The following is a 26914-nucleotide window of genomic DNA, read 5'->3' as shown; positions in this document are numbered from 1 at the left end:
GGTAGACTGGTGCGACTATGGCGAACACCTCTTCTGCGCAGAACGAAAAGCAGCCCGGGCGATTCCGACAGGTCATCGATGTCTTCAAGATGACCGCGAAATACGACAAGCCCGGCGTTGCCCTGATGATCGCTGCGTTCATCGTGCCGGTCGTGCTGGCAATCGTCCTCTGCCTCATCTTCTACGCAAACAACGTGATCATGTGGATCATGTTCGTCTTGCTTGGCGTGCTCTTCGGTGTGTTGCTGTTCATGTTTGCCCTGAATTGGCGCGCCGAGAGGGTCGCCTACTCGCAACTTGAGGGCCAAAAGGGCGCCACCGGTGCCGTACTCACCTCGAGCCTGCGCGGTCAGTGGAAGACGAGCGATATGCCCGTCGCCTTCAACCCGCGCACCCAGGATGTGCTCTTCCGCGCAGTTGGCAAGCCGGGCGTTGTGCTCTTCACTGAGTCGGCGAACGCCCACTCAAAGAAGCTGCTCGCTGACGAGCGCCGCAAGATTCAGCGCTTGTTGCCGACTGTGCCCGTGCACCACCTCCAGGTTGGTGGCGAAGGTGGCATCAAGCTCGGCCAACTCAAGGGTGCCGTTGGCAAGCTACCGAACAAGCTCACGAAGGCCGAAATTCTCGCGGTTGATTCCCGCCTCGCCTCGCTGCAGGGCAACCAGATGCCAATTCCAAAGGGGATTGACCCGAACAAGGTTCGCCCCTCGCGCTCGCAGATGCGCTAGCCCGAACTCGCATTGACGACGATGGCCCCTCGAATCTCGAGGGGCCATCGTCGTTTCCAGCTGCGCAGTTTCGGTGAGCACGCTAGCGACGGAACCGACGCAAGACGAGCCCCGAGAAAATGTCGTGGCCACCGCGATTGTCTTGGTCCCAGACCACGGCTGGAAGCACGAGCATGAGGAGCACCTGGCGCAGCAGCGGACGCCACCAGCCCGGTGCCGTGCCCGAGACGGTGTTGAGCCGCATCCCAAATACGAGGTGACCGATGGTGCCGCCGAGGAGCGAAATCGTGAGGGCGGTGAGGACGACGAAGACCACGCTCGTGAGCAGGGGGTGGTAGTCAAAGAACAACCAGGAGATGAGGACTGCGATCCCCCAGTCGACGGCGAGGCCGCCAATGCGCTGGCCGAAACTGGCGATTGACCCGGCGCCCTCGCGCGGCAAGCCCAGGCGCTCGCCCGGGTACGACGACTGCGGAGGGGGCGTGGGCGCGGACTTAGCGGGCATCGATCCAGTCTACGCGGCTCACTCAGGTGGGCACGCGTAACATCGGCGAAACACAAGGGTCACGGCCAAGCAACGAATGCTTCGTACTGTGAATCCGAGGCCACACCGTCTCACGTCTCGACCGACTGGAGCATCATGTTCAAAGATCCCGCCGAGGTCCTCTCCTACATCAAGGAAAAGGGCATCGTCTTCCTCGACATTCGATTCACCGACATGCCGGGTGTCCAGCAGCACTTCAATATCCCCGCATCGACCGTCGATGAGGACTTCTTCTCGGTGGGGCAGCTCTTTGACGGGTCGTCGATCAAGGGCTTCGCGCAGATCAATGAATCCGACCTGCAGCTCATCCCCGATGTCTCGACCTGCTACGTCGATCCCTTCCGCGCTGAGCCGACGCTCGTGATGCTCTTTGACATCTACAACCCGCGCACCGGTGAGATCTACCACCGTGACCCGCGTCAGGTCGCCAAGAAGGCCGAAAAGTACCTCACCTCGAGTGGTATCGCCGACACCGCATTCTTCGCCCCCGAGGCCGAGTTTTACATCTTTGACGAGGTGCGCCACGAGGTCACCGCGAACCGCAGCTTCTACGAGGTCGACTCGATCGAAGGCGCCTGGAACACCGCTCGCAAGGAAGAGGGCGGCAACCTCGGCAACAAGACTCCCTACAAGGGTGGCTACTTCCCGCTTCCGCCCGTCGACAAGCAGGCAGACCTTCGCGACGCGATCTCGGTGACGCTGATGGACACGGGTTTCCACCTCGAGCGCTCACACCACGAAGTGGGCACCGGTGGTCAGGCTGAGATCAACTATCGCTTCGACACGCTCGTGCACGCCGCCGACGACATCCTTAAGTTCAAGTACATCGTCAAGGGTGTGGCCGACGACTGGGGCAAGGTTGCCACCTTCATGCCGAAGCCGCTCTTTGGTGACAACGGCTCAGGTATGCACACGCACCAATCGCTCTGGAAGAACGGCGAGCCGCTGTTCTACGACGAGGCCGGCTACGGCTCACTCTCGGACACCGCCCGCTGGTATATCGGTGGCCTGCTCGCCCACGCCAACTCGCTCGCTGCTTTCAACAACCCCTCATCGAACTCGTACCACCGACTCGTGAAGGGCTACGAAGCGCCGATCAACCTCGTCTACTCGCAGGGCAACCGCTCGGCGGCAATCCGCATCCCAATCACTGGCTCGAACCCGAAGGCAAAGCGCATCGAGCTGCGCTCGCCGGATGCGACGGCGAACCCCTACCTTGCCTTCGCGGCCCAGCTCATGGCGGGTCTCGACGGTATCGAGAACCGCATTGAACCGCTCGCGCCGATCGACAAGGACCTCTACGAGCTTCCGCCGGAGGAAGCGAAGGACATTCCGCAGCTGTCGACCTCGCTCATCCACTCGTTGCGCGCACTCGAGGCCGACCACGAGTACCTGCTCAAGGGAGGCGTGTTCACCGAAGATCTCATCCGCACCTGGATTGATCTCAAGATCGAAACTGATGTCGCGCCGCTCGCAGCGCGCCCGCACCCCTACGAGTTTGATCTCTCGTTCGGCTGCTAATTAGCACCGCAAACTGACCGGCCGCTGTCGAGATTCGACAGCGGCCGGTCAGGCTTTTTCAGGAAGCATGCTGAATCATCGATGCATGTCGAACGAACACATCGATTCCGAAATCGCCGATGCCGCCGATGGAACGCCGTTTGAGTTCACTGGTGACTGGAACTCGCGGCTCGTCGCCACCGCGGTGCACGCTGGCACCGACTTGCGCCCATCACTGCAACCGCTTGCGGCACTTCCCGTCGACGAGCGATTTCGTGAAGAGGTCCGTACACCGATCGACTCGCCGCTGGGTTCCCGGCCGTCGCGGTGATGCATCGCTCTCGCTTTGAAGTTGACCTCAATCGGCCTCGTGACGGCGCGGTCTACCGTTCCCCCGAAGAGTGCTGGGGGCTAGAAGTCTGGTCGACGGGTGAACTCCCTGCCGACGAAGTAGACCGCAGCCTCGAGGTCTATGACGAGTTCTATCGTGAACTCGCGCAGCGGCTCGACGTGCTCGCCGCATCCGGCCCATTCGTCGTCTACGACGTGCACAGCTACAACCATCGCCGAGACGGGGCCGACCACGACCCGCAACCGCGCGTCGAGAACCCCGAAATCAATGTCGGCACCGGCTCGCTTGACCGCACCCGGTTCGCACCCGTTGTCGATGCCTTCATCGAATCACTCCGTGCGGCACCGGGCTTCGGTGCACCGCTCGATGTGCGCGAGAACGTGCGTTTCCGTGGCGCCAATGTCGCTGCGTGGGTGCACGAGCACTACCCCGGTCAGGGTGCCGTGCTCGCGATCGAGTTCAAGAAGACATTCATGGATGAGTGGACGGGCGAGCTCGACGAAGCCCGAACCGATCGGCTTGCGGAAGCGCTCGCCGCAACGGCTGGTCCAGTGCTTGCCGCACTCGCCACAATTGCCGAAGCTGACGCATCCGCGAGTAGTGCGAATGGGTGACCGGATGCGCACCGAAACTATTCCGGCCATCGCAACATCGGCACTCTCCCCCGTTGATCTTGCTGTCGACCACACGCTCGCGGCCCTCGCTGGTGGAGTCCGTTTCTTGCTCGGAATCACCCCCGCGAATTCCACCGAAGAACGGATGGGGTTTCTCGCAGAAGGCACCGAACCTGAGTTTGTCTATCGCCGCCTCGAGGTCGATCCGGCTGTCCTCCTCGCCCAACTTGCGATGGTTGACGTCAATGCGGTCGAAGATGAGGATGTCGCGGCGCTCGTGCGCGCGAAGCGGCGCGAACTCGTGCTTCAGGCCGAGATGCTTGCCGCGCGCGGGAGTGCGCTGTTTCGCGAGTTGAGCCTGGAGTTGCACGGTGACATTGGTGACGAGCTACTGGCCACCGCTGAGGGGCTACTCGATGCGTTGCCGCCGAGTTCGTCGAGCGGCGAGCGGCTCGACGCCGAAGAGTTCTTGGCACTGGCGGATGAAGAGATCGCGGCCTATGCCGAGATTGCCCCCGATGTTGAGATGCATGCCGAGGTGCGCGATGGCATTGCCGGCATCGTTGTTGAAGGCGACACGCTGCTCATTTCGCCTAAAGCGACCGTGGAACGCTCGCGCGCGATGGCCCTCATCCATCACGAAGTTGGTACCCATCTTGTGACACGTGCGAACGGTGCCGCACAGCCGCTGCGACTGCTCGGCTCAGGGTTTGCTGGTTACGACGAGACGCAGGAGGGTCTCGGTGTGCTTGCCGAGCTGCTCTGTGGCGAACTCACGTCGAATCGCCTTCGCCAGCTCGCCAGCCGGGTCGTCGCCGTTCGCCTCATGCTCGACGGCGCCGATTTCGCCGAGACACATGCAGAGCTCGTGCATCGAGGCCTGCCGCGTGGCTCTGCTTATACGACCACGATGCGGGTACACCGCAGCGGCGGCTACACGAAAGACGCCGTGTACCTGCGCGGCTTCATCGGGCTCCTGCGCCACGTCGAACGCGGTGGGTCACTCGAGCACCTCTGGCTTGGCAAGTTCGCCCTCGACGATCTGCAGGTGGTTGAACGACTCGTCGCGCGCGATGCCTTACGTCCTCCGCGCCTGGTGCCGAGATTTCTCGAGCCGAAGGTTGCAGCTGAACGGCTCGCGTCTGCGGTCGATGCCCTGCCTCAACTCGCAGAACTTGCCGTCGACCGGCCCATGCAGGCGCGCGCCTAACGCCCGCTCTCACTTCCCTCAACGTTGTACCCGCAGTACCCACCATTCCCACGACTCTGAACTTGAACGGAGCTTCATCGTGAAAATTGGATTCGTCGTCAATGACGTGCTTACCGAGAAGTCGGTGTACACCACTGTTCGCCTGGCCATGGCCGCGACCCAATTGGGTCACGAAGTGCGCATCATGGGCGTAGGTGACTTTGCCTACCAGCCCGATGGCTCGCTCGCCGCTCGCGCGCGCGGCGGAGCCGCCAAGAACTACCGCTCGCTTGAGCGATACCTCGATGATGTGCAAAAACCCGAGAGTGACGAGCACATCGAGGTGGGCGATTTCGATGTCATCATGCTTCGCAACGACCCAGCTGACGACGCCGCCGAGCGGCCCTGGGCACCGAACGCGGGAGTCGCTTTCGGTCAGCTCATCGCCTCGACCGGGGTGCTCGTCGTCAACGATCCGACGAGCCTTGCGAATGCACTCTCGAAGGCGTACTTCCAGCACTTCCCCGAGGTGGTGCGCCCACGCACCCTGATCTCTCGCGAAGAGAACATCATCCAGGAGTTCATTGACGAGCTTGGTGGCCGCGCCGTGCTCAAGCCGCTCCAGGGCTCGGGCGGTTCGGGTGTGTTCCTCGTCAACGATGAGGAATCGCCGAATCTCAATCAGATCGTTGAAGCGATCTCGCGCGATGGCTACGTCGTTGCGCAGGAGTATCTGCCCGAAGCCAAGAACGGCGATGTGCGGATGTTCGTGATGAACGGACGGCCGCTCGAGCGCGCGGGACGCATCGCGGCATTCCGTCGGCGTTCGTCGACGAAGGACATCCGCTCGAATATGTCGGCTGGCGGCAAGGCTGAGGCGGTCGAGGTGACCGACGAGATGCTCTCACTCGTCGAAGCCGTTCGTCCGAAGTTGATCGCCGATGGGATGCATTTGGTCGGCCTCGACATCGTGGGCGACAAGCTCATGGAGGTGAACGTCTTCAGCCCGGGTGGTCTCGGCAGCTGCCAGGAGCTCTACGGCGTCGACTTTGCACCGGCCGTGATCGAGGATCTCGAGCGGAAGCTCGGCATCCGTGCGCAATATCAGGGTGAGCTAAGTAACGCGAACCTCGCGACGCTGTAGTTGGCGGTGCTTCGAGGGCCGCGCCCAGGTGGCGCGGCCCTCGAAGTGCCTGTGCTGAGGCCCTCGAAGTACGCGCTAATCGCCGTAGAACAGCTTCTCGAAGGAGTGGCGCGCGCGGCGGGTCACTGTGAGGTAGTCGTTTTCGAGATCGACTCCGTGCCCGGCCTGATAGCCGAGGATGCGCGCCACACCATCGAGCTCAACGGGGTCGGTCGGCAACACATCGGTCTGGGTATTTGCGTAGAGGTAGACCGCCGAACGGATGCGCGACGACATGAGCCACGCTTCGCGCAGCACGCTCGCATCCTCAGCCGGAACATACCCCTCGGCAACCGCGACCTCGAGGGCCTCGAGCGTCGAAGTCGTACGCAACGCTGGCGATTCGTGGGCGTGCTGCAATTGCACGGTTTGCATCAGCCACTCGACGTCACTCAATGAGCCACGACCTAGCTTGAGATGCCGCTTCGGGTCTGCACCGCGCGGTAAGCGCTCCGACTCAACACGCGCCTTAATGCGCTGAATCTCCACAAGATCGGCCTTCGAAAGCCCGCCCTCGCGGTACCGCACCGGCTCGGCGATCGCGTTGAATGCGGCACAGACGCCATCATCGCCGACCACCGGGCGAGCACGCAATAGCGCCTGTGCCTCCCACCCGAGCGACCAGCGTTGGTAGTACGCCTCGTAGGCAGCAAGCGAACGGGCAAGCGGACCGGACTTCCCTTCGGGCCGCAGATCCGCATCCAATTCAATCGGCAAGCGCGGGTCGGCAACGACGTCGACGAGTCGGCCCACAAGCTGCTTTGATCGCTGACTTGCGACTTCCGTGGCCATCTCGCCCGGGTCATAGACATAGAGCACATCGAGGTCGGAGCCGAAGCCGAGTTCTGCTCCCCCGTATCGGCCCATCGCGATCACCGCAAAAGCCGGGTAGTCCACGTCGTCGGTCTGCAACACCGTGGCAAGTGCCGCCCGCCCGGTCGCGGTCGCGAGGTCGCTCAGGCCCGTTGCGGTGTCGTCAATCTCGTTGACACCGAGGATGAACCCAATCGCGAGACGCAACATCTCACGTCGCCGCATGGTGCGGATAACGCGGCGCAACTGTTCTTCATCGTCGTACCTGCGCAGTGCCCCAGCAAACTCGACTTCGAGTGCTTCGAGGCTCGTCGGCGAAAGCCGGTCATCGTCATCAAGCCATTGCACGGCCTCGGGGAAAAGCTCGAGGAAGGTGGCACAGAAGGCGCTCGAAGAGAGCAGTTCGCACAGGCGCCGGGCGGCGATATTCGAGTCGCGCAAGAGCCGCAAATACCAGGATGCATCGCCATTTTGCTCGGACAGCTTGCGGAACGCGAGTAGGCCCCGGTCGGGCATTGCGCCGCGGCCGAGCCAGTCGAGGAGGATCGGCAGGAGATTGCGTTGCATGGTGGCGCGCCGCGACACCCCGCGGATGAGCGCCTCGATGTGGCCGAGGGCCCCGCGAGTATCGCGATAGCCAATCGCCCGCAAACGTGCCTCGGCCTGGGCACTCGTGAGCTGGAACGAGTCGCTTGGTAGTGAGGCCACTGCACTGAGTAGGGGCCGGTAGAACACCTGCTGGTGGAGCCCGCGCACGCGTCGCCGAACCTCGCTGAGCCGTTCCTGCAGCGCCGCGGTCGTGTCGACTCGAGCGGCACGCGCGAGTGAGCGCAACTCATCGCGTGCATCCGGAAGCAGGTGTGTGCGCCGCAGGTGCCGTAATTGCACGCGGTGCTCTAAGAGTCGTAAGAAGCGATAGTCATTGGCGAATGCTGCCCCGTCGTCGCGGCCAATGAATCCACCGGCGACGAGCGCCGAGAGCGCCTCGAGGGTCGAGCGCACGCGCAATTCTTCGTCGACCTGACCGTGCACGAGCTGCAGCAATTGCACGGTGAACTCGACATCGCGCAGCCCGCCCGGCCCAAGCTTGAGCTGACGATCAACTTCATCGGCGGGGATGAGGCTGATGACTCGTTCGCGCATCGCCTGCACCTGGAGCACGAAGTCATCGCGACCGGCGGCACCCCACACGAGCTTCGATGTCGCTGCGGTGAACTGTTCGCCGAGTTCGAGATCGCCGGCGATCGCGCGAGCTTTGAGTAGCGCCTGGAACTCCCAATTCTGCGCCCACCGATCGTAGTAGCTGAGGTACGAGTCGAGCGTGCGCACCAGCGCGCCGTGCTTGCCCTCGGGTCGAAGATTTGGGTCGACCTCCCAGAGCCCTGGCTCGAACCCGGGTTCGTGCACGATTCGCATCGTGGCGGTAGCGAGACGGGTGCCGATTTCGATGGCTCGGGGTACGGAGACCTCGCTCCCCTCGCGCGGTTCGGCGACGAACAAGACGTCGACGTCCGACACATAGTTGAGCTCTTCAGCACCACATTTGCCCATGCCAATGACTGCCAGCTGCACCGCAGCGACTTCATCGGCGGGAAAGCGACCAAAGCCAGCCGGCGGCGAGGAGATCTCGCGCCGTGCCAGGGTGAGTGCCGTGTCGATTGTGGCGCCCGCGAGGTCGGCAAGTACGCCCGCGACGCGGTGAAGCGACACAGCGGGTTCGTCGAGCAGCACGTCGTAGAGAGCGATGCGGGCAAGTTGCGTGCGGTAGGCAACGCGCATCGCGCTGATGGCCGCATCCCCGTCGAACCCGTCGATTGACGCGGCCATCGCCGCGCCGATCTGCGCCTTCGAGGGCAATTCGTGCGCCTTGCTGTGCACGAGCGGCAGCTGCTCTGGGTGGCGACGGAAAAACTCGGCGAGCGCCGGTGATGCGCCGTAGAGCGTCAGCGCCGTGCGCAGCAAATCAGGGTCGTTGCGCCAAGTCTTCGCGAGTTCTGGGCTCCGCTCGAATTGCTTACAGAGCAACTCGAGTGCGCTATCGGGATCGGCATCGAAGGGATCGATGAGGTCGAGCACCTCTTGGCGAGTGAAGTCGAGGTGCTTACTCAAACTCTCAATGTACGCGAACGCCACCGAGGGCTCGCGAAAGCCAATTCGGATGAGCTCAGTGCGGGTGCCTGAGGTCACGTCAACCGCCCCCTAGAACTGCGTCAAACCGCTACGCAGTTCAAACTCGGTCACCTGCGCGCGGTACTGCCGCCACTCGTTGTGCTTGTTGTCGAGGAAGAAGCTGTAGAGCTGTTCGCCGAGCACTTCGGCGACGAGTTCCGACTCTTCCATTGCCGCAAGCGCTTCATCGAGGCTCGTCGGCAGCGGCTCGTAGCCGAGCACGCGGCGCTCCCGCTCCGAAAGATCGCGCAGGTCGCCATCGATCTCATCCGGAATCTCGTACTCGTGCTCGATACCGCGAAGCCCCGCCTCGAGGAGCACCGCATAGGCCAAATAGGGATTCGCGGCAGAGTCGAGGGCGCGGTATTCAACGCGCGCCGAGCCGCCCTTATTGGGCTTGTAGGTCGGTACGCGCACGAGTGCCGAGGAGTTGTTGTGTCCCCAGCACACATAACTCGGTGCCTCATCGCCACCCCAGAGGCGCTTGTAGGAGTTAACCGTCTGGTTGGTGACCGCGGTGATCTCACGGGCGTGCTTGAGCAGGCCCGCAATGAAGTGCTTGCCGGTGCGCGAAAGCTGGTGCGGGGCACCGGCTTCGTAGAAGGCGTTGGTGTCGCCCTCGAAGAGCGACATGTGCGTATGCATGCCCGAACCCGGCCAATCCCAGCGTGGCTTCGGCATGAAGGTGGCAAAGCAGTCCTGCTCGAACGCGACTTCTTTGACAACCGAGCGAAAGGTCATGATGTTGTCGGCGGTGGCGAGTGCGTCCGCATAGCGCAGGTCGATCTCGTTCTGGCCGGGGCCACCCTCGTGGTGGCTGAACTCCACCGAAATGCCGAGGTCTTCGAGCAGCCGCACGGCGCGACGGCGCAGGTCGTGGGTCGTGCCACCGGCGACATTGTCGAAGTAGCCAGCGTTGTCGATGGCTTCCAGGCCATTCACGCCGGGGTGCCGAGACTTCAGCACATAGAACTCAATCTCCGGGTGAATGTAGAACGTGAAGCCGAGATTCGCGGCGTGATCGAGTGCGCGACGAAGCACGCGACGCGGGTCCGAGACCGCAGGCTGCCCATCCGGAGTCGAGAGATCGCAGAACATGCGCGCCGTGGCATCGACATCACGCCACGGCAGCACCTGAAAGGTCGAGGGGTCGGGATGCAGGAGCATATCGGCTTCGGACCGGCGGGTCAGGCCCTCAATCGACGAGCCGTCAAAGCCAACGCCCTCGTTGAACGCGCCCTCAACTTCAGCCGGCGCGAGCGCAATCGACTTGAGTGAACCGAGCACATCGGTAAACCAGAGTCGGATGAACTTGATCTCGCGCTCATCGATGGTGCGAAGGACGTAGTCCTGCTGCTTGTTCACGGAGGTTCCTTCCGACGTGGCTTCCCGATTAGGCTACCGTCGCGCCGCCTACAATGACCCCCATGGCTGACCAGACACCGCGCAAGCGCATCCGTACCCGTCACTTCGCCCAGGCGAAGGCCGATGGCTTGAAAATCACGGCGCTCACGAGCTATGACGCGCTCACGGCGCAGATCTTCGACGAGGCCGGCATCGACCTACTGCTCGTCGGCGATTCAGCCGCGAACGTCGTGCTCGGTTACAACTCGACGCTGCCGATCACCACGGATGAACTAATCACCATGGCTCGCGCCGTCTCGGGCGCGGTGACGCGATCGTTCGTCATCGCCGACCTCCCCTTCGGGAGCTATGAGCGTTCGGCCGATCAGGCGCTTGACACTGCGGTGCGCTTCATGAAGGAATCGGGCGCTTCGGGTGTGAAGCTTGAGGGCGGCGTGCGCATGGAGCCGCAAATTCGCCGCATTACTGAGTCGGGCATCCCCGTCTGTGGTCACGTTGGCTTTACCCCGCAATCGGAGCACAACCTCGGCGGCCACGTCGTGCAGGGCCGCGGTGCCGCTGAGGAGCAGCTGCTCGCCGACGCGCTCGCCGTCGAGCGCGCGGGTGCGTTCGCGGTCGTCATTGAGATGGTTCCGGCCGATGTTGCCGAGCGCGTTTCGGCAGCGCTCAAGATTCCGACCATCGGCATTGGCGCGGGCGCCGGATGCGATGGACAAATTCTCGTCTGGACCGACGCTTTTGGTCTCAGCCAGGGTCGTACGCCGAAGTTCGTGCGCAAGTACGCGAACATCGCCGAGATGTTGCGGGATGCCGCAAGCCAGTATGCCGAGGACGTGCGCGCTGGCACCTACCCGGCCGAAGCCGAAACGTACGACAACGTCGTGCCGGAATAGGCCGAAGGCACCCTGGTTGATCGAGCGGTGCCCTGAGGCTCTCGAAGGGTAGGCCGAAGGCACCTTCGGCTACTCAACCAACCAGAGTGGCCTACTCGTCGTCTTCAGCGGCCTCTTCTTCGGCCCAGGCACGGGCGTTTTCGGCGAGCTTCTCGTTGGCGCGCTCGGCCTGTTCAAAGGTCGGGAAGGGGCCCAATCGCTCGGATGAGATGGACTGCTTGCCCTGCTCAACCTCGCCGGTGCGGGTGTTGTACCAGTACTCTTCGGGGGTTTCGTTGTAGTCGCTCATGCGCACAGACTATTGCTCCCCGCCTAAGATCAACCGCATGCCCAAAGACTCGACCGGCCTCCTCATCCCCGGCACAGTGACGCCAATGCGTCCCGTGCCCGCGCACATTGCTCGACCCGAGTATGTCGGGAAGGTCCGACCGAATGAACCCGATGGCACCGGTGATCTGTATTCCGCTGAAGAGCTCGTGCGCCTTCGCCGCGCCTGCCAGATTGCGGCCGATTGCCTCGAGATGCTTGAGCCGCACGTCGTGCCCGGTGTGACGACCGAGCGCCTCGACCAGCTTGCCCACGACTACCTCGTCGCGCACAATGCTTATCCGTCGACCCTCGGCTATCGCGGCTTTACGAAATCGTCGTGCACCTCGCTCAACGAGGTGATCTGCCACGGCATCCCCGACGACACGGTGCTCGAGTCTGGAGACATCCTCAACATTGACGTCACCGCCTACTTCGAAGGGATGCACGGCGACACGAATCGCATGTATCTCGTCGGAGATGTAGCTGCCGAATCGCGACAGCTCGTCGAAGTGACGCACGAGGCCACGATGCGGGGCATCCGGGCCGCGAAGCCAGGTCGCGAGGTGAACGTGATCGGCCGCGTGATCGAAAAATATGCCGGCCGCTTTGGCTACGAGTCGGTGCAGGACTATACCGGGCACGGCGTCGGCCGCGCGTTCCACTCGGGCCTGATCATCCCCCACTATGACGCGAAGCAGTTCACCGATGTCATCGAGGTGGGCATGGTGTTTACGGTCGAGCCGATGCTCGTGACTGGCTCACAGCAGTGGCGGCTCTGGGACGACGGCTGGACCGTGGTCACCCGCGACGGCTCACGTTGCGCCCAATTCGAGCACACGATCTACGTCGGCGAAGACGGCGTAGAGATCTTGACGCTGCCCTCATCACAGCGCTGAACCAGTGCCAGTAGGCTGACCGCATGGCGAAACACCGCAGGCTCGGCATCGGCATTGACATCGGCGGCACCGGCATCAAGGGAGCGCTCGTCGACCTTGATCGCGGCAAGGTAATTGGCGACCGCATGAAGGTGCCGACCCCGACCGGCGCGCCGATTACCCCGGTGCGCGACGCGGTCGTTGAGGTCGTCGACCGCATCCGCGCCCAAGAGAAGGCCGGAACCGACCCGCTGCCGATTGGCATGTGTATGCCCGCAATTGTCACCCACGGCATCGCCCGCTCGGCCGCGAATATCGACCAAGAATGGATCGGCTTCAACGCCCGCGACCTGTTCTCGAAGGCCCTCGAGCAGCCGGTCTCGCTCGTCAATGACGCGGATGCGGCGGGCTTCGCCGAGGTGCGCTTCGGAGAAGCCAAGGGACACGCGGGTTCGGTGCTCGTCGTCACGCTCGGCACCGGCATTGGTTCGGCGCTCATTCACAATGGTCGACTCTTCCCAAACACCGAGCTAGGCCACATCGAACTCGACGGACACACCGACTATGAACGTTTCGCCTCGGCGAAGGTGCGCGAGCGCGAAGATCTCGACTTTCCCACCTGGACCGCGCGGCTTACCCCGTTTTTCCGCAAGCTCGACCTGTTGTTTGCTCCCGATATGTTCATCATTTCGGGCGGCATTTCGAAGCGCGCGGATGAGTTCCTCCACCTCATTGAGGTCGACACACCCCTCATCGTCGCAAAGCTGAAGAACAACGCCGGCATCGTCGGAGCGGCCCTCCTCGCCTCGGAAAGCTGGGACTAGTCCCCGAAGAGTAACTCCCCTCCAAATGGATGAGGCCCGCGGGTGCTCGCAGGAGGACACTGATCGCATGACCACAGAATCAGTGCCCACCACGAGCGCCCGCACCCGCTGGCTTGGGCTTATCGCGATTGCACTTTCGGTCTCGCTCATCGTGGTCGACGGCACGATTGTCGCCGTCGCCATGCCGTCGATCGTGACCGACCTCGGGCTGTCGAGCTCTCAATTGCAGTGGGTGCAGGAGTCGTACACGCTCATGTTTGCCTCGATGCTGCTCGTGTTCGGCGCCATCGCTGACCGCTTCGGGCGGCGACGGCTGCTCGTGCTCGGCCTCATCCTGTTCGCCATTGCGAGTATCGGCATCTCGCTGTCGACCGATGGCAACGTCATGATCGCCTGGCGAGTGCTCCAGGGCATCGGTGGTGCGATGATCTTGCCAACGACCCTGTCGCTGATCAACGCCAACTTCACCGGCCGCGACCGCGCTATTGCCTTTGCCGTCTGGGGCGGCATGATCGGCGGCATGTCGGCACTCGGCCCGCTCCTCGGCGGTTGGCTGACGACCGCGTTTTCGTGGCATTGGGCCTTCCTCATCAACCCGCCGCTCGTGCTCCTCGTGATCGCTGCCGTGCTCGCCTGGGTGCCCGAAACGCGAAGTGAACGCGGCGGGCGTCTCGATCTTGTCGGGGCGGGTATCTCGACGGTAGCGATGGCTGGCCTCGTCTTCGGGCTCATTGAAGGGCGCACCTATGGCTGGTGGATGCTCGAACGACCGTTCTCGATGTTTGGCCTCGACTGGACCTTTGCCCTCTCACCTGTGCCGATTGCCTTTGCCGTCGCCGCCCTTGCGCTCACGCTGTTCCTCGCGCGCTCGGTGCGCCGCACCCGAGCCGGCAAACCGAACCTGCTCACCCTGTCACTGTTTGGCATCCCCTCCTTCCGCAATGGCAATGTCGTTGCGATGCTGGTCTCGCTCGGCGAGTTCGGCATCATCCTCACCTTGCCGCTGTGGCTACAGAACGTGCTCGGATACGACGCGCTGCAGGCCGGGCTTGCGCTCCTCCCGCTCGCCATAGGTTCATTCATCGCGTCAGGTGCCGTCACTTCGCTAAGTCAGCGGATGCCGGCCGTAGCGATTGTGCGCCTCGGCCTCGCCCTTGAAATCGCGGGCCTACTCGTGGTCGCGCTCTCGGTCGGCACCGAAACACCGTGGTGGCCGATCACTATTGGCCTCGGGCTCTACGGTGTCGGCGTGGGCTTTGCCACTGCGCAACTCACCGGCACGATCCTCGCCGATGTCCCGCGCGAGCTCAGCGGTGAAGCATCGGGTACACAATCCACCGCGCGCCAGCTTGGTTCCGCGCTCGGCATCGCAATTCTCGGCTCGCTCCTGTTTGGCCTCACCGGCACAAACCTGAGCAATGCTTTGACCGACCATGGGGTGCCGCCCGAGCAAGCGACACCCATCGTTCAGAGCGTGACCGATTCGGCCGGTGCCGTCATTCCTTCGCTTGAACAGCGGGCACCGGACGACTATGCGGCCGCGACCGAAGCCTTCGCCGCCGGGACCCGCGCCGCGGCATTCGCTTCGGTCGGCGCGCTGACAATCGCCCTGATCGCGACCTCGTCGCTCGGGAACATCTCGCGGACTTCAGCGCGCAAGAGGTAAGCCTCCGTGCATCCGGAGTGCGTCAGCACGCGGCGGACTGTGACGAGCGGGTCGGCCGATACGCCGGGTTCTGTACGGATGTGCATCCGTGGCGGCCATCTTTCTCGGCGACGCGTTACCGCGCCGCTCTAGCAGCACACCCGGGAACTCGACGAGCAGCGTCATCATTCCCTGTTGGCCTTGCTCCGGACGAGGTTTACCGTGCGACGACTGTCACCAGCCGACCGGTGCGCTCTTACCGCACCCTTTCACCCTTACCCTTGCGGGCGGTTTGCTTTCTGTGGCACTTTCTCGCGGGTTACCCCGGGTGGGCGTTACCCACCGTCCTGCTCTGTGGAGCCCGGACGTTCCTCGGACCGCTCACGCGGCACGCGACCGCCTGGCCGACCCAACTCGTGTCGACCAGTCTACGCGTGTCGACCGGTCTACTTTGGCGGCACTCTAGCCGGGGAGCGACGACCTCGCCGTGCGCACGAGAATCGCACCCGACACCGGGCAAAAGGCAAGTTCATCCGGCGCCAGTGCGCGAATGCGCGTGAGTTCGGCCGGGTCGAGCACTTCGTTTGTCGCGCTCGAGACGGTGCCAACAAGCTCTGCCGCACCAACACCGCCGGCGGCGCGTCGCTGCTCGTAGAGGGTCACGAGTTCAACCGGGATGCTCGCCACCACACTCTGCCGGCGCTCATGCAATTGCTTCGCCTCGTCGCGCAGGTGGTTGCGGGCAAGTTCGCGGCGCTCGAGGAGGTCGGCGGCGAGCGCTTCGATTTCGGTCATCGCGTCGCGGGCGACATCGTGTTCACCGGTGAGTCGCTCAACCTCGTCGAGTTGCCCAAGCTCGCGGTCTTCGAGTTCGCTAAACCGGCGCGCGAGCGCCTGCAATTCGGTGTCGAGGGCCGCGATATCTTTCGTGCTCGTCGCCGTCGAAAGCCGTTGCTCGTCAATCGCGCGGCGTTCGGTGACGAGCTTCGCGTCGTTCTGGATGCGGTGGAGTTCGGCTTGCGCATCCTCGAGTGCCCCGAGCGCCGCGGCCGCAGCCGCACGCTTCACGCGACGATCCTCTTCGATCTGCACGAGGTGCTGCTGTTCGGGCATGTTCTTGGCGACGTGCTGAAGCCGCTGGTGGTCAGCGTCGAGCTGGGCGAGTTCGAGCAATTGCAATTGCTCATTGGGGTGTGCGTGCATCTGTGGGCCTCCGAACTCAGGCTTCATCGGGCAGGAACGAGGGGATGACAGCATCCCAAGGATCTGTGCTGTGGGTTGACACGCGCACTTCAACATCGGGATGCGCTGCCCGCAGTTGCGTCGCCGCACCTTCAAGCCACAGCGACTCGCCGACCGAGTGCGCAATATCAACGAGCGCGGGTTTGCCATCGTTGAGGAGCGCTTGCTCTCGCGCCTCCGAGGCCGGATGGTGGCGGAGGTCGCTCGTGAGGTACACATCAGCGCCGGTCACTGCCGGATGGCTGAGTAGCGAATCGCCCGAACCGGAACAGCACGCCACCTTCTTGACGATTTGGTTCGAGTCACCAGCCACGCGCACGCCCTGCGAGGTGGGTGGAAAGATCTGCGCCACGAGCGTTGCGAATTCACCGAGCGTGATCGCCTCGGGAAGTTCGCCCACCAATCCAATTCCGCGAGCGGGGTCATCGGGGAGCGGTTTGATTGGGGTGCGTGCCTGCGGTCCCGCGGGAATGCCGAGCCGGTCGAAGATGACGCCGGTTGGCCCGGACTCAACCACATCTGCATTCGTATGGGCGGCATGCAGAGCGCAGCCGCCGCGAATGAGGCGGGCAATAAGGCGACCTTTGTAGGTGTCTTCGGCAACCGAGGTCACGCCACGAAGGAGCAGCGGGTGATGCGTAAAGAGGAGATCTGCACCCCACTCAAGGGCCTCATCGACAGTGCTCGCAACCGGGTCAACGGCAAGGAGCATCTTCGTCACTGTGGCGTCGGGGTCGCCGGTTACCGTGCCGATCGCATCCCAAGATTCTGCGCCGCGCTCAGGGAAGAGCGCCTCAATCGTGGCCTGCAATTCGCGCAACGTCGTCATATCGTCAGCGTACCGGGGGCCTCGTCGCAACGGCTGATGCGTCACTTGACGCGCAGGCACCACAATGGAGTCATGGCTCTCCCCCGCAAGTTCCTCGGTAACGACGAGCAGGTCATCTTTCACCTGCGTACGCACATCAAGCGCATCATCGGCTGGCTCGCGCTCGGGGTTTTCATCCTCGCCGCGGCGGTCGTCGGCACACTCATGCTCGTGCCGCTCGTCCCCGAAACTGCGCGTACCGCAGTCACCATCAGCATCTGGGTCGTCGCGGTGTTGCTCATCATTCCGGTGTCGATCGTGCCGTGGCTGCGCTGGGTCACCTCGACGTTCACGATCACCGATCGCCGCATCATTACTCGCACCGGCATTCTCAACAAGAAGGGCCACGACATTCCGCTCGCCCGCATTTCGAACGTCTCGTACGACCGCTCATTACTCGATCGAATTTGGGGATGCGGCACACTCATCTTGCAGACCTCGGCCGAGGTGCCCCTGCATCTCGATGACATACCGCGGGTGGAGCAGGTGCACGTCACGATGACCGAGTTGCTGTTTACCTTGGACAGCCGTCAGCAGTCCTGAGCCTCGAGGAGAACCCGTGACCGAGTCACTTGCCCGAGCCGAAGCGCTCATCGCGAGCATTCCCGACTACCCGACGCCCGGCGTACTCTTCCGGGACATTCTGCCGTTGCTCGCTGACGCGGATGCGCTGCGTACGGTGACGACCGAGCTCATTTCGCCGTTCGCGGGCGAGTTTGACGTGGTTGCCGGCGTTGAAGCGCGCGGGTTCCTACTCGCGGGGTGCGCCGCAATCGCGGCCGGTGTCGGTCTCGTTCCCATCCGCAAGGCTGGCAAGCTACCGAGACCGAGTGAAGCGGTCGATTACTCGCTCGAATACGGTACGGCGACACTCGAGATCCAAAGCGATATCGCACCCGGCAGTCGAGTGCTGTTGATTGACGATGTACTCGCCACCGGCGGCACGCTGGCGGCGGCGATCGAACTCGTCAAGCGCATCGGTGCCACACCGGCGGGCGTAAGCGTGCTGCTCGAAATTGAATCTCTTGGTGGACGATCAAAGCTCAAATCGCTTTCGACGCACACCGTATTCGCAGATCGCTAGTGCCGAACCGACCATCCTGGACGATGCGTAACGGGCTCCCTAACCTGGGAGCCCGTTAACCTTTTCCACAAAATCCCTGGTCACCTCATGCGCTTTCCGAATAACTGAACTGGCGTTCAGTAAATGATTGGGAATAGACTTCGAAGCGGACCGAGCTACTCGCTCGCGGGGCCCCGACCCGGTCATGTTCACCTGCAACGACAGGAGTACAAATGTCCAAGATCGATGAGGTCCTCCAGGGTCTCGACGGCATCACTGAGTGGCAGAAAGAGCTGTACAAGCACCTGCACAAAACCCCGAACTCTCCTTCCAGGAGGTCGAGACCGCCGCAGAGATCACGCGCCGACTCGACTCCTACGGTTACGCCACGCAGCAGATCGGCGGCGGCGTTGTGGGAGTGCTTGAGAACGGCGAGGGCCCCACGGTCCTGTTCCGCGCCGATATCGACGCGCTCCCCGTCAAAGAAAACACCGGCCTCCCCTACGCCTCGACCAAGACTGGCGTAGACGCTGAGGGCAACACCGTTCCGTTCATGCACGCCTGCGGTCACGATATGCACATCGTCGCGGGCCTTGGCGCCGCGAACCTGCTCGCCGAGAACAAGGATGCGTGGAGCGGCACCTACATCGCCCTCTTCCAGCCCGCTGAAGAAACTGGTGGCGGCGCCCAGGCAATGGTTGACGACGGCCTGGTGAACAAGATTCCGAAGCCCGACGTGGCGCTCGGCCAGCATGTGCTCACCGTGCCCGCGGCCGGCGAAGTCGGTACCACCGCTGGCCCCATGCTCTCGACTGCCGCATCGCTCAAGATCACGGTCTTTGGCAAGGGAAGTCACGGTTCGATGCCGCACCTGGGCGTTGACCCGGTCGTGCTCGCCGCCTCGATTGTGACGCGCCTGCAGGGCATCGTCGCGCGTGAGATCGCACCGAGCGACTTCGGTGTGGTCACCGTCGGGAGCCTCCAGGCAGGCAGCAAAGCAAACATCATCCCCGACCGAGCGACCCTCCTCGTGAACGTCCGCGCCTACGACACTGACGTGCGCGAACAGATTCTCGCCGCGATCGAGCGCATCGTGAACGCCGAATGCGAAGCATCCGCCTCGCCGCAGCCCGCCGAGATCGAACAGTTTGAGTCGTACCCACTCACCGACAACGACGCTGACGTGAACGATAAGGTCACCGCCGCGTTCGTCGACTACTTCGGTGCTGACCGCGTGAAGCAGCTCGCCCCGATCACCGCATCGGAAGACTTCAGTAACGTTCCGCGCGCCTTCGGCATCCCCTACGCCTACTGGGGCTTCGGCGGCTTCACCGCCGACCAGCAGGTGTTCCCGAACCACAACCCGGGCTTCGGTCCGGCCATGCAGCCTGCGCTGCGCACCGGCACCGAAGCTGCGGTCGCCGGCGTCCTGGCCTACCTCGGTAAGGCGGAATAGAAGAAATGATGACTACTGCAATTCCCGACAAATCGATCGGATTCAAGGGCAACGAAAAGCTCCTCTGGGGCATCGTGCTCGGTGTCGTAACATTCTGGCTCTTTGCTGGCACCGTCGGCACGATCGCCCCGAATGTGATGAACGACATCAACGGTGCCGACGGTAACTTCGTTGACGCCGCCTCGATGAACTTCGCGGTGTCGATCACGGCACTCTTCTCGGGTCTGTTCATTGTGTTCATGGGTGGTCTCGCCGACCGCATCGGCCGTGTGAAGATCACGCTCCTCGGCCTCATCCTCGGTGTCGTCGGTTCGCTGCTGCTCATCTTCGCCGCCGGCCCCGCCGCACTTCCCCCCCCCTGCTGCTTGTGGGCCGCGCCATCCAGGGTCTTTCGGCCGCGTGCATCATGCCGGCCACCATGGCCCTGGTGAAGACCTACTGGGACGGTAAGGACCGCCAGCGCGCCGTATCGATGTGGTCGATCGGCTCGTGGGGTGGCTCTGGCCTCGCCGCCATCTTTGGCGGTGCGGTCGTGCAGTTCACTAGCTTCGGCTGGCGAGGCATCTTCATGGCCTCGATCGTCATCTCGGTGATCTCGTTCCTCATGATCATTGGCACCCCGAATCGAAGGTCGAGCAGAAGGGTGAGAAGAAGCCGTTCGACGTGCTTGGCCTCATCCTGTTCATCGTCAGCACCCTGGGCTTGATGATCGTGCTGCTGTTCGGTTCGCGCCTGGGCTGGCTCAGCCCGACCATCATCATCCTGGCGATCGTGGCAATCGTCGCCTACGTCGCATTTGTGATGTGGGAGAAGAAGCAGGCAAACCCCTTCATCGACTTCGGCCTGTTCAAGAACACGACCTTCACCGGTGCGACGATCTCGAACTTCCTTGTCAACGCCACCATCGGCCTCATGATGGTGTCGCAGCAGCTCATCCAGATTGCCGGGTTCAAGGCCGATGGCACGAACTACACGCCTTGGGATGCGGGGCTGCTTACCCTCGGCTACGCGGTCTTCATCATTGCGTTCATCCGCATTGGTGAGAAACTGCTGCAACGCTTCGGCCCGCGCAAGCCCATGATCTGGGCAAACCTCATCGTCATCGCTTCGTGTGTGTTGCTCATGCTCACGCACCTGCTCATCGGTGAGTACGTCATCCTCGCGATCATTGCCTACTCGCTCTTCGGCCTCGGTCTTGCGTTCTATGCGACCCCGTCGACCGATGCCGCGCTGAGCAACTTGCCTGCAGACCAGGCAGGTTCGGGTTCGGGTATCTACAAGATGGCTTCGTCGCTCGGTGGTGCCATCGGTGCCGCGATCTCGCTCGCGGTGTTTACCGGACTCTCGCAGGCCGACGCGCAGGCGATCGGCAACGTCATCGACTGGACCGGTCGCACCGACAACGTGGCGATTCGCCTCGCCGGCATGGTCGCGATCGGTGTGAACATGCTCTTCGCGGTGCTCGCGATCCTCTCGATCGTGATGACCGTGCCGAAGGGCGGCGGCAGCCGCGACAAGGGCAAGGTCGAAGCTACCGCCGACCCGAAGCCGCAGCTCACGCCAGACGAGGAGTCGAAGACGCAGGTGCTCGAGCAGCTGCGCGAGCTCCCCGTCGACGAACTGCAGCGCCTCGCACAGCAGGCACTCGGCAAGAAATAGCACGACCATTGCAATTGAGGGCGCTCCGGCATCGGCCGGGGCGCCCTCTTCGCTGCTTGACGCATCCGCGAAAATACGGCCCCCGACGGACTGCCGACGCCTTGTCGATCAGCGAGGATTGAGATTCTGGTCGTCGATAAGGAGCGAGATGTTCTATCCCGAACACGAGTACAAGCGCAAGTCATGCGGCCCGGTCGCATTGATCTTCGCCGGATGCGGTTGTCTCGCGCTGGTCGTGCTCGTCGTCATCCTGGTGTTGGTGTTCGGCGGAATCGGAATCTTCGCGAATGCAGTCCGCACTTCGATTCCCGACACGACCTACCCGGCGAACACGACCTCGACCTCAGCTGCATCTGAGCCGATTGATTGGCGGCAGCGTCCGCGCGGGCCCGAGTTCGAGGAACTGCTCAACCGACTCTGGGACACCTACGACCCTGCTATCCGCAGCGGCGAAATCTACGCGATGCTTCCAGACGGCCAGGCTGTCGGCAGTGTTTACGTGAACACCTTCCGACTTGTGCTCGCTGACATCCGCGGCGCCGTACGTTTTGGCCTGTATGGCGGCACGATCGCGGATGAGGCCGACGACCTCCTCGATGGCAAGATCACCTACCTCAACGAGCTCGAGCGTCAATTGCTCGCGGGAGAAGACCTGACAGTTCCGCACATCGAAGTCACACAGTCTGACGGCACGGTGTTTGTGGGCAACGGGGACAATCCTGCAAACAACACGTCAACGGCACCGCTACCCGAGCCAAAGGCTCCCATGGATGCGTACGAGTTCTCAAAGAGTGTGCCGTACGACCCTGGTAGCGACGGCGACTTCCGCGAGGAGGGCGAATCGATCGCTGCGTCATTCAATATGACCGTGAACTACAGCTACGCCGAAATGGGGCAGCACTGCACTCGCGGCAAGAACTACGTCGACTCGGTGGGGGCGTTCTGTTCAGCCACTCCATCAGTGATCTACATCCCGATGGATGTTCCTGACCACTATCCGGCCTACCTCAGCGAGCCGCGCTACCTCGACACTATTCGCCACGAAATCGCGCACATGATCATCTTCGACAAGTGCGACAGCACCGCTCCGCCGATCGCTGGGCAGGAACGCTACGAGGGCCTGACGAACTCCTACGCGGTGCTCTACCTCGGTGCCTCGTATGAGCTGCTGCAGCCCAGTGACTCGTCGAGTGACTATTGGATGGATGCCAGCACCGACGAGATGGCACACGCCGTGCACAGCGGCCGTTGCGCCTAGTCCCGGCAGGCACGGGCGAGTACGAGCTATCGCCATCGCGTATCGGCGAATCTACGCCGGAGCTGATCCCTGAGCCCGCCAAGACTAATTGCTACAAACACATCACGGCCATCGACAGTGCCCCCAACCAGTGTCAATCTTGAACCCTGTACAACGACGTGCATGCTGATCGGAGGCTTCTGATGTCCCGTTTCAAATTGAGTCTTGCGGCGCTTGCGGCCGGCTTGCTCTTGCTCACCGGATGCGCCGGTGCGAATTCAAATAGTCCCGCACCGGATGCCACGGGTGCAGCCACGACGTCCGAAACCACGGCGGCCGAGCCCACGACAGCCGCACCTGCGGAGTCTGAACCAGAAACCTCATCTGGTTTCACTGTCGTCGTGGGAGACAAGGACTACTCAAACCTCGAGTGGATCGGGCGTTCCGGCGAGCGTGCTTTCGTCATCGAGGCCATGGACGACAGCGGTGTCGCGTACGAGGTCGGTGTCCAGCCTCCGGGTGAAACGGCCATCTCGAAGACAACGCTTCGCCTGAACATGCAAGACGTTGTCATGCGCTGGGAGGCTGAGCTCGGCGATGACCCGCTCAGCGAAGAATCGCTTGACCCGGCGAATGTGGTGGCCGTGGGCGTCGGTAAAGATCCTGATGGAAACCCGGTGCCCTTCGAGTTCCGATTCTCCTGCCAGGAGTAGGCCACTCGGTCGACGCGCCGCGTGGTCACTGTGCAGTTCCTCGTGAGGGCGCTGCATAGTCTGGTCCGTTCGAGAATTAGGAGTGGGCCCTGCCGGGCTCGAACCGACGACATCCACGGTGTAAACGTGGCGCTCTACCAACTGAGCTAAAGGCCCCTGGCAGGTGAGTCTAGCGGGTCTCGACGCGCAGATCTGACACATCGGTCGACTCGGTCGGCGTTCCGGCCGCCCACTCGATCCCGCGCGCATGCTCAGCAGCATCTCGCGGCAAGCCTGGTGCCGAGGATGCGACAAGCTTGCGCGTACCGTCAGCGCGGATTGCCCAGGTGCGCCGGAGAGCGACCCCAGCATCCTCATCAAAGGCATCGCAGAGTCGCGCCAATTCGCCGTGCGGCCAGTGATCAGACACACCGGTCACTCCCCCGGTCGGGTCGGCGTCGCGCAACCAGGCAGCAAGCGTCGCAGCGGCATCGCAAGACACCACCAAGATACGCACGCCGAGCACCTCAGCGCGCGAGGCAAGTGCTGCCAACTCACCGACTTCGCCCGCGCAGACAGGGGTGAACGCAGCCGGCACGAACACCACCAGCCGCGGCGTGCCGGCACCGAGCACGCGCACACGATCGCCACGATGCGTCATCGCCGTGCGCGATTCATCTGCAGGCAGCACCTTGGAGTTCGTCATGGCCCCATCCTCGCCCACGGCACGCCAGAACGCCCTGAACATTGCGCCACGTGACCTTTAAATTAGTGCCATTCATTCGACTGTGAACGAAGGCTGGGCAGAATCGTTGTGCGTAATCGCTAGTATTACAAGGCGTTTGCATTGAGACCCGATGCACGCATCCGAATCATCCTTATGCCCTTTGACGAAAGAGGTCACCGGTGGCTGTCAACATCCAGGATCCGTACTCGGAGGACTACGTCGACACCGATCCGCAAGAAACTGCGGAATGGAAAGAGTCGCTCGACGCGGTTATCGATGAGCGGGGCCACCAGCGCGGCCGCGAGGTAATGCTCTCGCTGCTCGAGCGCTCACGTGAACGGCACCTCGGCGTCCCGATGGTTCCCGTCACCGACTATGTGAACACCATTGCTCCCGAAGACGAGGCACCGTTCCCCGGTGACGAGTCGACCGAGCGCACCTACCGTCGCTGGATCCGCTGGAACGCGGCCATGACGGTGCAGAACGCCCAGACCGCTGATGTCGCGGTGGGCGGCCACATTTCCTCGTATGCCTCGCAGGCCACCCTGTACGAAGTTGGCCTCAACCACTTCTTCAAGGGCTACGACCACCCCGAGGGACCAGACCAGGTCTTCTTCCAGGGCCACGCCTCCCCCGGTAACTACGCCCGCGCCTTCCTCGAAGGCAAGATCACCGAAGACAATCTGCGTGGCTTCCGCCAGGAGGCTTCGAAGGCCCCGAACGGCATCCCGTCGTACCCGCACCCGCGCCTGATGCAGGACTTCTGGCAGTTCCCGACCGTGTCGATGGGTCTTGGCCCGATGAACGCGATCTGGCAGGCCCAGACGAACAAGTACCTCACGAACCGCGGCATCAAGGATGCGTCGGGCTCACACGTGTGGGCATTCCTCGGCGACGGCGAGATGGACGAGCCGGAGTCGCGCGGTCAGCTGCAGTTCGCCGCGAACAACGAACTCGACAACCTCACCTTTGTCGTCAACTGCAACCTGCAACGTCTCGACGGTCCCGTGCGCGGTAACGGCAAGATCATTCAGGAACTCGAGTCGTTCTTCCGCGGCGCCGGCTGGCACGTGATCAAGGTCATCTGGGGCCGCGAGTGGGACGACCTGCTCGCCCGCGACACCCACGGTGCACTGCGCAAACTAATGAACGTCACCCCCGACGGTGATTTCCAGACCTACAAGGCAGAGTCGGGCAAGTTCGTGCGCGACAACTTCTTCGCACGTGACCCCGAAGCCCTCAAGCTCGTCGAAAACTACAGCGACGACCAGATTTGGGGCCTCAAGCGCGGTGGCCACGACTACGAGAAGGTCTACGCCGCCTACAAGTCAGCCACTGAGCACAAGGGCCAGCCGACGGTCATCCTCGCCCACACGATTAAGGGCTACGGCCTCGGCGCCCACTTCGAGGGCCGCAACGCGACCCACCAGATGAAGAAGCTCACGCTGCAAGACCTCAAGCAGTTCCGTGACCTGCTGCACATCCCGGTCACCGACGCGCAGCTTGAAGACGACATCTACAACGTGCCGTTCTACCGCCCCGATGAGAACGACCCGACGCTGCAATACATGCTCGAGCGTCGTCGCGAACTCGGCGGTTCGGTGCCCGAGCGCCGCTCGAAGTACACCCAGGTGGAGCTGCCCGAGCCGAAGACTTACGAGATCACCCGTAAGGGCTCGGGCAACCAAGAAGTCGCCACCACGATGGGCTTCGTGCGTCTGCTCAAGGACCTCATGCGCTCAGGTGAGTTTGGTCGCCGCATCGTGCCGATCATCCCGGATGAAGCACGCACCTTCGGTCTCGACGCGTTCTTCCCGACTGCGAAGATCTACAACCCGCACGGTCAGCACTACATGGCCGTCGACCGCGAGCTGCTCCTCGCCTACCGCGAATCGCCCCAGGGCCAGCTCATGCACGTGGGTATCAACGAAGCCGGTGCCACTTCGGCGTTCACCGCAACGGGTACCTCGTACTCGACGCACGGTGAACTGATGGTGCCCGTGTACATGTTCTACTCGATGTTCGGGTTCCAGCGCACCGGCGACAGCTTCTGGGCTGCCGCCGACCAGATGACCCGCGGCTTCATCATTGGCGCCACCGCCGGCCGCACCACGCTCGCCGGTGAAGGCCTGCAGCACATGGACGGCCACTCGCACATCATCGCGAACACGAACCCGGCCATCGTGGCCTACGACCCGGGCTACGTGTACGAACTCGGCCACATCATGCGTGCCGGTATCGAGCGGATGTACGGCGGCGAACACCCGGACCCGGACGTCATGTACTACATCACGATGTACAACGAGCCGATGCAGCAGCCGGCCGAGCCCGAGAACCTCGATGTCGAAGGTGTCGTGAAGGGGATTTACTACCTTTCGGCTCCCGAGGCTGGCGAGGGTCCCGAGGCACAGGTGCTCGCCTCGGGTGTCGCAGTGCCGTGGGCACTGCACGCCCAGCAATTGCTGCGCGATGACTGGGGCGTGCGCGCGCACGTCTGGTCGGTCACCAGCTGGTCGGAGCTTCGCCGCGACGGTCTCAAGGCTGACGAGCACAACTGGACCCACCCGAACGAGGAGCGCAAGTCGGCGTACCTCACCGACAAGCTCTCGGGCTCGAACGGCGTGTTCCTCGGCGTGAGCGACTACAACCACTCGCTGCCCGATATGATCCGTCCCTTCGTGCCGGGCGACTACGTCACCCTTGGCGCCGATTGGTACGGCATTTCGGACACCCGCGCGGCTGCCCGTCGCTTCTACAAGATCGACTCGCACTCGATCGTGGTGCGCACGCTCGCCGAGCTTGCCCGCCGCGGCGAGGTCGACCAGGCGGTCGTCCAGCAGGCGATCGACAAGTACGACCTGCACAACCCGCGTGCGGGTGAGTCGGGCAGCGCCGGCGGCGACGCCTAAGCGCTGAAGTAACCCACCGCATCCAATTGGTCGCTTCGGCGACCCGAACGAGAACCAG

26 protein-coding genes, 1 tRNA gene and 1 other RNA gene are annotated in these 26914 nt (G+C 62.9%); 19 read left to right on the top strand and 9 right to left on the bottom strand.

Annotated features, from left to right (window positions below):
• Window positions 1-17 precede the first annotated feature (17 nt).
• Complete coding sequence (locus EG850_RS01350; protein ID WP_124969067.1) at window positions 18-728, top strand: DUF4191 domain-containing protein; 711 nt, start codon at window positions 18-20, stop codon at window positions 726-728.
• A gap of 82 nt (window positions 729-810) precedes the next feature.
• Here EG850_RS01350 and EG850_RS01345 read toward each other — a convergent pair whose 3' ends face one another.
• Window positions 811-1233 carry an RDD family protein gene (locus EG850_RS01345; protein ID WP_124969065.1) on the bottom strand — a complete coding sequence of 141 codons (423 nt, stop codon included), beginning with the start codon at window positions 1231-1233 and terminating at the stop codon, window positions 811-813.
• Window positions 1234-1368: 135 nt separating this feature from the next.
• Between EG850_RS01345 and glnA (EG850_RS01340) the strand changes: the two genes are divergently transcribed.
• From glnA (EG850_RS01340) to EG850_RS01325, 5 genes are all read left to right on the top strand, one after another.
• Window positions 1369-2793: a type I glutamate--ammonia ligase gene (gene glnA, locus EG850_RS01340; protein ID WP_124969063.1), complete on the top strand. Its 1425-nt coding sequence runs from the start codon at window positions 1369-1371 to the stop codon at window positions 2791-2793.
• Between the two features lie 85 nt (window positions 2794-2878).
• Complete coding sequence (locus EG850_RS13485; protein WP_235829163.1) at window positions 2879-3103, top strand: hypothetical protein; 225 nt, start codon at window positions 2879-2881, stop codon at window positions 3101-3103.
• Complete coding sequence (locus EG850_RS01335; RefSeq protein ID WP_235829162.1) at window positions 3103-3738, top strand: N-formylglutamate amidohydrolase; 636 nt, start codon at window positions 3103-3105, stop codon at window positions 3736-3738. Before EG850_RS13485 ends, EG850_RS01335 begins: the two co-directional genes overlap by 1 nt.
• 4 nt (window positions 3739-3742) lie before the next feature.
• Window positions 3743-4948, top strand: a complete 1206-nt coding sequence (locus EG850_RS01330; protein ID WP_185714888.1) for a flavohemoglobin expression-modulating QEGLA motif protein — start codon at window positions 3743-3745, stop codon at window positions 4946-4948.
• Between the two features lie 79 nt (window positions 4949-5027).
• Window positions 5028-6071: a glutathione synthetase gene (locus tag EG850_RS01325; RefSeq protein WP_124969059.1), complete on the top strand. Its 1044-nt coding sequence runs from the start codon at window positions 5028-5030 to the stop codon at window positions 6069-6071.
• A 75-nt stretch (window positions 6072-6146) separates the two neighbouring features.
• Here EG850_RS01325 and EG850_RS01320 read toward each other — a convergent pair whose 3' ends face one another.
• A complete protein-coding gene (locus EG850_RS01320; protein WP_124969056.1) occupies window positions 6147-9110 on the bottom strand; it encodes a bifunctional [glutamine synthetase] adenylyltransferase/[glutamine synthetase]-adenylyl-L-tyrosine phosphorylase in 2964 nt (987 codons plus the stop codon).
• 12 nt (window positions 9111-9122) lie between these two features.
• Window positions 9123-10457, bottom strand: a complete 1335-nt coding sequence (gene glnA, locus EG850_RS01315; protein WP_124969054.1) for a type I glutamate--ammonia ligase — start codon at window positions 10455-10457, stop codon at window positions 9123-9125.
• Window positions 10458-10519: 62 nt separating this feature from the next.
• Between glnA (EG850_RS01315) and panB the strand changes: the two genes are divergently transcribed.
• The gene (gene panB / locus EG850_RS01310; RefSeq protein WP_124969052.1) at window positions 10520-11350 is read left to right on the top strand and encodes a 3-methyl-2-oxobutanoate hydroxymethyltransferase; all 831 of its coding nucleotides are present in this window, start codon (window positions 10520-10522) and stop codon (window positions 11348-11350) included.
• Between the two features lie 91 nt (window positions 11351-11441).
• Here panB and EG850_RS01305 read toward each other — a convergent pair whose 3' ends face one another.
• Window positions 11442-11639 carry an SPOR domain-containing protein gene (locus EG850_RS01305; RefSeq protein WP_124969050.1) on the bottom strand — a complete coding sequence of 66 codons (198 nt, stop codon included), beginning with the start codon at window positions 11637-11639 and terminating at the stop codon, window positions 11442-11444.
• A 37-nt stretch (window positions 11640-11676) separates the two neighbouring features.
• Here EG850_RS01305 and map point away from each other — a divergent pair, with 37 nt between their 5' ends.
• From map to EG850_RS01290, 3 genes are all read left to right on the top strand, one after another.
• Window positions 11677-12555 (top strand): type I methionyl aminopeptidase, encoded by an 879-nt coding sequence (gene map / locus EG850_RS01300; protein WP_124969048.1) that lies wholly within the window; start codon window positions 11677-11679, stop codon window positions 12553-12555.
• 23 nt (window positions 12556-12578) lie between these two features.
• Window positions 12579-13358, top strand: a complete 780-nt coding sequence (gene ppgK / locus EG850_RS01295) for a polyphosphate--glucose phosphotransferase (protein WP_124969046.1) — start codon at window positions 12579-12581, stop codon at window positions 13356-13358.
• A gap of 67 nt (window positions 13359-13425) precedes the next feature.
• Window positions 13426-15024 carry an MFS transporter gene (locus tag EG850_RS01290; RefSeq protein WP_124969044.1) on the top strand — a complete coding sequence of 533 codons (1599 nt, stop codon included), beginning with the start codon at window positions 13426-13428 and terminating at the stop codon, window positions 15022-15024.
• A gap of 43 nt (window positions 15025-15067) precedes the next feature.
• Here the strand turns inward: EG850_RS01290 and rnpB are convergent.
• The 3 genes from rnpB to EG850_RS01275 form a co-directional block, all read right to left on the bottom strand.
• Window positions 15068-15415, bottom strand: an RNA gene (rnpB, locus tag EG850_RS01285) — RNase P RNA component class A.
• A gap of 50 nt (window positions 15416-15465) precedes the next feature.
• Window positions 15466-16206 (bottom strand): zinc ribbon domain-containing protein, encoded by a 741-nt coding sequence (locus tag EG850_RS01280; RefSeq protein ID WP_124969042.1) that lies wholly within the window; start codon window positions 16204-16206, stop codon window positions 15466-15468.
• A 16-nt stretch (window positions 16207-16222) separates the two neighbouring features.
• Window positions 16223-17074, bottom strand: coding sequence for a Nif3-like dinuclear metal center hexameric protein (locus EG850_RS01275; RefSeq protein ID WP_124969040.1), 852 nt, complete (start codon window positions 17072-17074; stop codon window positions 16223-16225).
• A 72-nt stretch (window positions 17075-17146) separates the two neighbouring features.
• Here EG850_RS01275 and EG850_RS01270 point away from each other — a divergent pair, with 72 nt between their 5' ends.
• The 8 genes from EG850_RS01270 (at window position 17147) to EG850_RS01245 (ending at window position 23241) form a co-directional block, all read left to right on the top strand.
• The gene (locus tag EG850_RS01270; RefSeq protein WP_124969038.1) at window positions 17147-17656 is read left to right on the top strand and encodes a PH domain-containing protein; all 510 of its coding nucleotides are present in this window, start codon (window positions 17147-17149) and stop codon (window positions 17654-17656) included.
• A 16-nt stretch (window positions 17657-17672) separates the two neighbouring features.
• Complete coding sequence (locus EG850_RS01265; protein ID WP_124969036.1) at window positions 17673-18197, top strand: adenine phosphoribosyltransferase; 525 nt, start codon at window positions 17673-17675, stop codon at window positions 18195-18197.
• A 259-nt stretch (window positions 18198-18456) separates the two neighbouring features.
• Window positions 18457-19632 carry an amidohydrolase gene (locus tag EG850_RS01260; RefSeq protein ID WP_328588365.1) on the top strand — a complete coding sequence of 392 codons (1176 nt, stop codon included), beginning with the start codon at window positions 18457-18459 and terminating at the stop codon, window positions 19630-19632.
• Window positions 19633-19640: 8 nt separating this feature from the next.
• Window positions 19641-20063, top strand: coding sequence for an MFS transporter (locus EG850_RS13620; protein WP_214609485.1), 423 nt, complete (start codon window positions 19641-19643; stop codon window positions 20061-20063).
• Window positions 20039-20338 (top strand): MFS transporter, encoded by a 300-nt coding sequence (locus tag EG850_RS13615; RefSeq protein ID WP_268878145.1) that lies wholly within the window; start codon window positions 20039-20041, stop codon window positions 20336-20338. The genes EG850_RS13620 and EG850_RS13615 overlap by 25 nt, the downstream gene beginning before the upstream one ends.
• The gene (locus EG850_RS13365) at window positions 20296-21291 is read left to right on the top strand and encodes an MFS transporter (protein WP_214609483.1); all 996 of its coding nucleotides are present in this window, start codon (window positions 20296-20298) and stop codon (window positions 21289-21291) included. The genes EG850_RS13615 and EG850_RS13365 overlap by 43 nt, the downstream gene beginning before the upstream one ends.
• A 148-nt stretch (window positions 21292-21439) precedes the next feature.
• Window positions 21440-22549: a hypothetical protein gene (locus EG850_RS01250; RefSeq protein WP_124969034.1), complete on the top strand. Its 1110-nt coding sequence runs from the start codon at window positions 21440-21442 to the stop codon at window positions 22547-22549.
• Between the two features lie 182 nt (window positions 22550-22731).
• Window positions 22732-23241 (top strand): hypothetical protein, encoded by a 510-nt coding sequence (locus EG850_RS01245; protein WP_124969032.1) that lies wholly within the window; start codon window positions 22732-22734, stop codon window positions 23239-23241.
• Window positions 23242-23324: 83 nt separating this feature from the next.
• Here EG850_RS01245 and EG850_RS01240 read toward each other — a convergent pair.
• A tRNA-Val gene (locus EG850_RS01240) sits at window positions 23325-23397 on the bottom strand.
• A 13-nt stretch (window positions 23398-23410) separates the two neighbouring features.
• Entirely contained in the window at window positions 23411-23926 is a 516-nt protein-coding gene (locus tag EG850_RS01235; protein WP_185714887.1) for a redoxin domain-containing protein, read from the bottom strand.
• 200 nt (window positions 23927-24126) lie between these two features.
• Between EG850_RS01235 and aceE the strand changes: the two genes are divergently transcribed.
• Complete coding sequence (gene aceE / locus EG850_RS01230) at window positions 24127-26856, top strand: pyruvate dehydrogenase (acetyl-transferring), homodimeric type (protein WP_124969028.1); 2730 nt, start codon at window positions 24127-24129, stop codon at window positions 26854-26856.
• The last annotated feature ends 58 nt before the right edge of the window (window positions 26857-26914 follow it).

It is taken from the genome of Gulosibacter macacae (assembly GCF_003865375.1).
Taxonomy (GTDB): Bacteria; Actinomycetota; Actinomycetes; order Actinomycetales; family Microbacteriaceae; genus Gulosibacter; species Gulosibacter macacae.
Note: the sequence above shows the minus strand (reverse complement) of the source record. Positions and strands in the feature narration are given on the sequence as shown.

Excerpts from the sequence above, each read along its gene's own strand:
- EG850_RS01305 (WP_124969050.1), bottom strand. The coding sequence starts at position 11,639 with ATGAGCGACTACAACGAAACCCCCGAAGAGTACTGGTACAACACCCGC.
- EG850_RS01235 (WP_185714887.1), bottom strand. The coding sequence starts at position 23,926 with ATGACGAACTCCAAGGTGCTGCCTGCAGATGAATCGCGCACGGCGATG.
- ppgK (WP_124969046.1), top strand. The coding sequence starts at position 12,579 with ATGGCGAAACACCGCAGGCTCGGCATCGGCATTGACATCGGCGGCACC.
- EG850_RS01250 (WP_124969034.1), top strand. The coding sequence starts at position 21,440 with ATGTTCTATCCCGAACACGAGTACAAGCGCAAGTCATGCGGCCCGGTC.
- EG850_RS01330 (WP_185714888.1), top strand. The coding sequence starts at position 3,743 with ATGCGCACCGAAACTATTCCGGCCATCGCAACATCGGCACTCTCCCCC.
- EG850_RS01345 (WP_124969065.1), bottom strand. The coding sequence starts at position 1,233 with ATGCCCGCTAAGTCCGCGCCCACGCCCCCTCCGCAGTCGTCGTACCCG.
- EG850_RS01245 (WP_124969032.1), top strand. The coding sequence starts at position 22,732 with ATGTCCCGTTTCAAATTGAGTCTTGCGGCGCTTGCGGCCGGCTTGCTC.
- glnA (WP_124969063.1), top strand. The coding sequence starts at position 1,369 with ATGTTCAAAGATCCCGCCGAGGTCCTCTCCTACATCAAGGAAAAGGGC.
- EG850_RS13615 (WP_268878145.1), top strand. The coding sequence starts at position 20,039 with ATGCCGGCCACCATGGCCCTGGTGAAGACCTACTGGGACGGTAAGGAC.
- EG850_RS01280 (WP_124969042.1), bottom strand. The coding sequence starts at position 16,206 with ATGCACGCACACCCCAATGAGCAATTGCAATTGCTCGAACTCGCCCAG.
- map (WP_124969048.1), top strand. The coding sequence starts at position 11,677 with ATGCCCAAAGACTCGACCGGCCTCCTCATCCCCGGCACAGTGACGCCA.
- EG850_RS01290 (WP_124969044.1), top strand. The coding sequence starts at position 13,426 with ATGACCACAGAATCAGTGCCCACCACGAGCGCCCGCACCCGCTGGCTT.
- EG850_RS13620 (WP_214609485.1), top strand. The coding sequence starts at position 19,641 with ATGACTACTGCAATTCCCGACAAATCGATCGGATTCAAGGGCAACGAA.
- EG850_RS13485 (WP_235829163.1), top strand. The coding sequence starts at position 2,879 with ATGTCGAACGAACACATCGATTCCGAAATCGCCGATGCCGCCGATGGA.
- EG850_RS01335 (WP_235829162.1), top strand. The coding sequence starts at position 3,103 with ATGCATCGCTCTCGCTTTGAAGTTGACCTCAATCGGCCTCGTGACGGC.
- EG850_RS01270 (WP_124969038.1), top strand. The coding sequence starts at position 17,147 with ATGGCTCTCCCCCGCAAGTTCCTCGGTAACGACGAGCAGGTCATCTTT.
- EG850_RS01350 (WP_124969067.1), top strand. The coding sequence starts at position 18 with ATGGCGAACACCTCTTCTGCGCAGAACGAAAAGCAGCCCGGGCGATTC.
- panB (WP_124969052.1), top strand. The coding sequence starts at position 10,520 with ATGGCTGACCAGACACCGCGCAAGCGCATCCGTACCCGTCACTTCGCC.
- EG850_RS01275 (WP_124969040.1), bottom strand. The coding sequence starts at position 17,074 with ATGACGACGTTGCGCGAATTGCAGGCCACGATTGAGGCGCTCTTCCCT.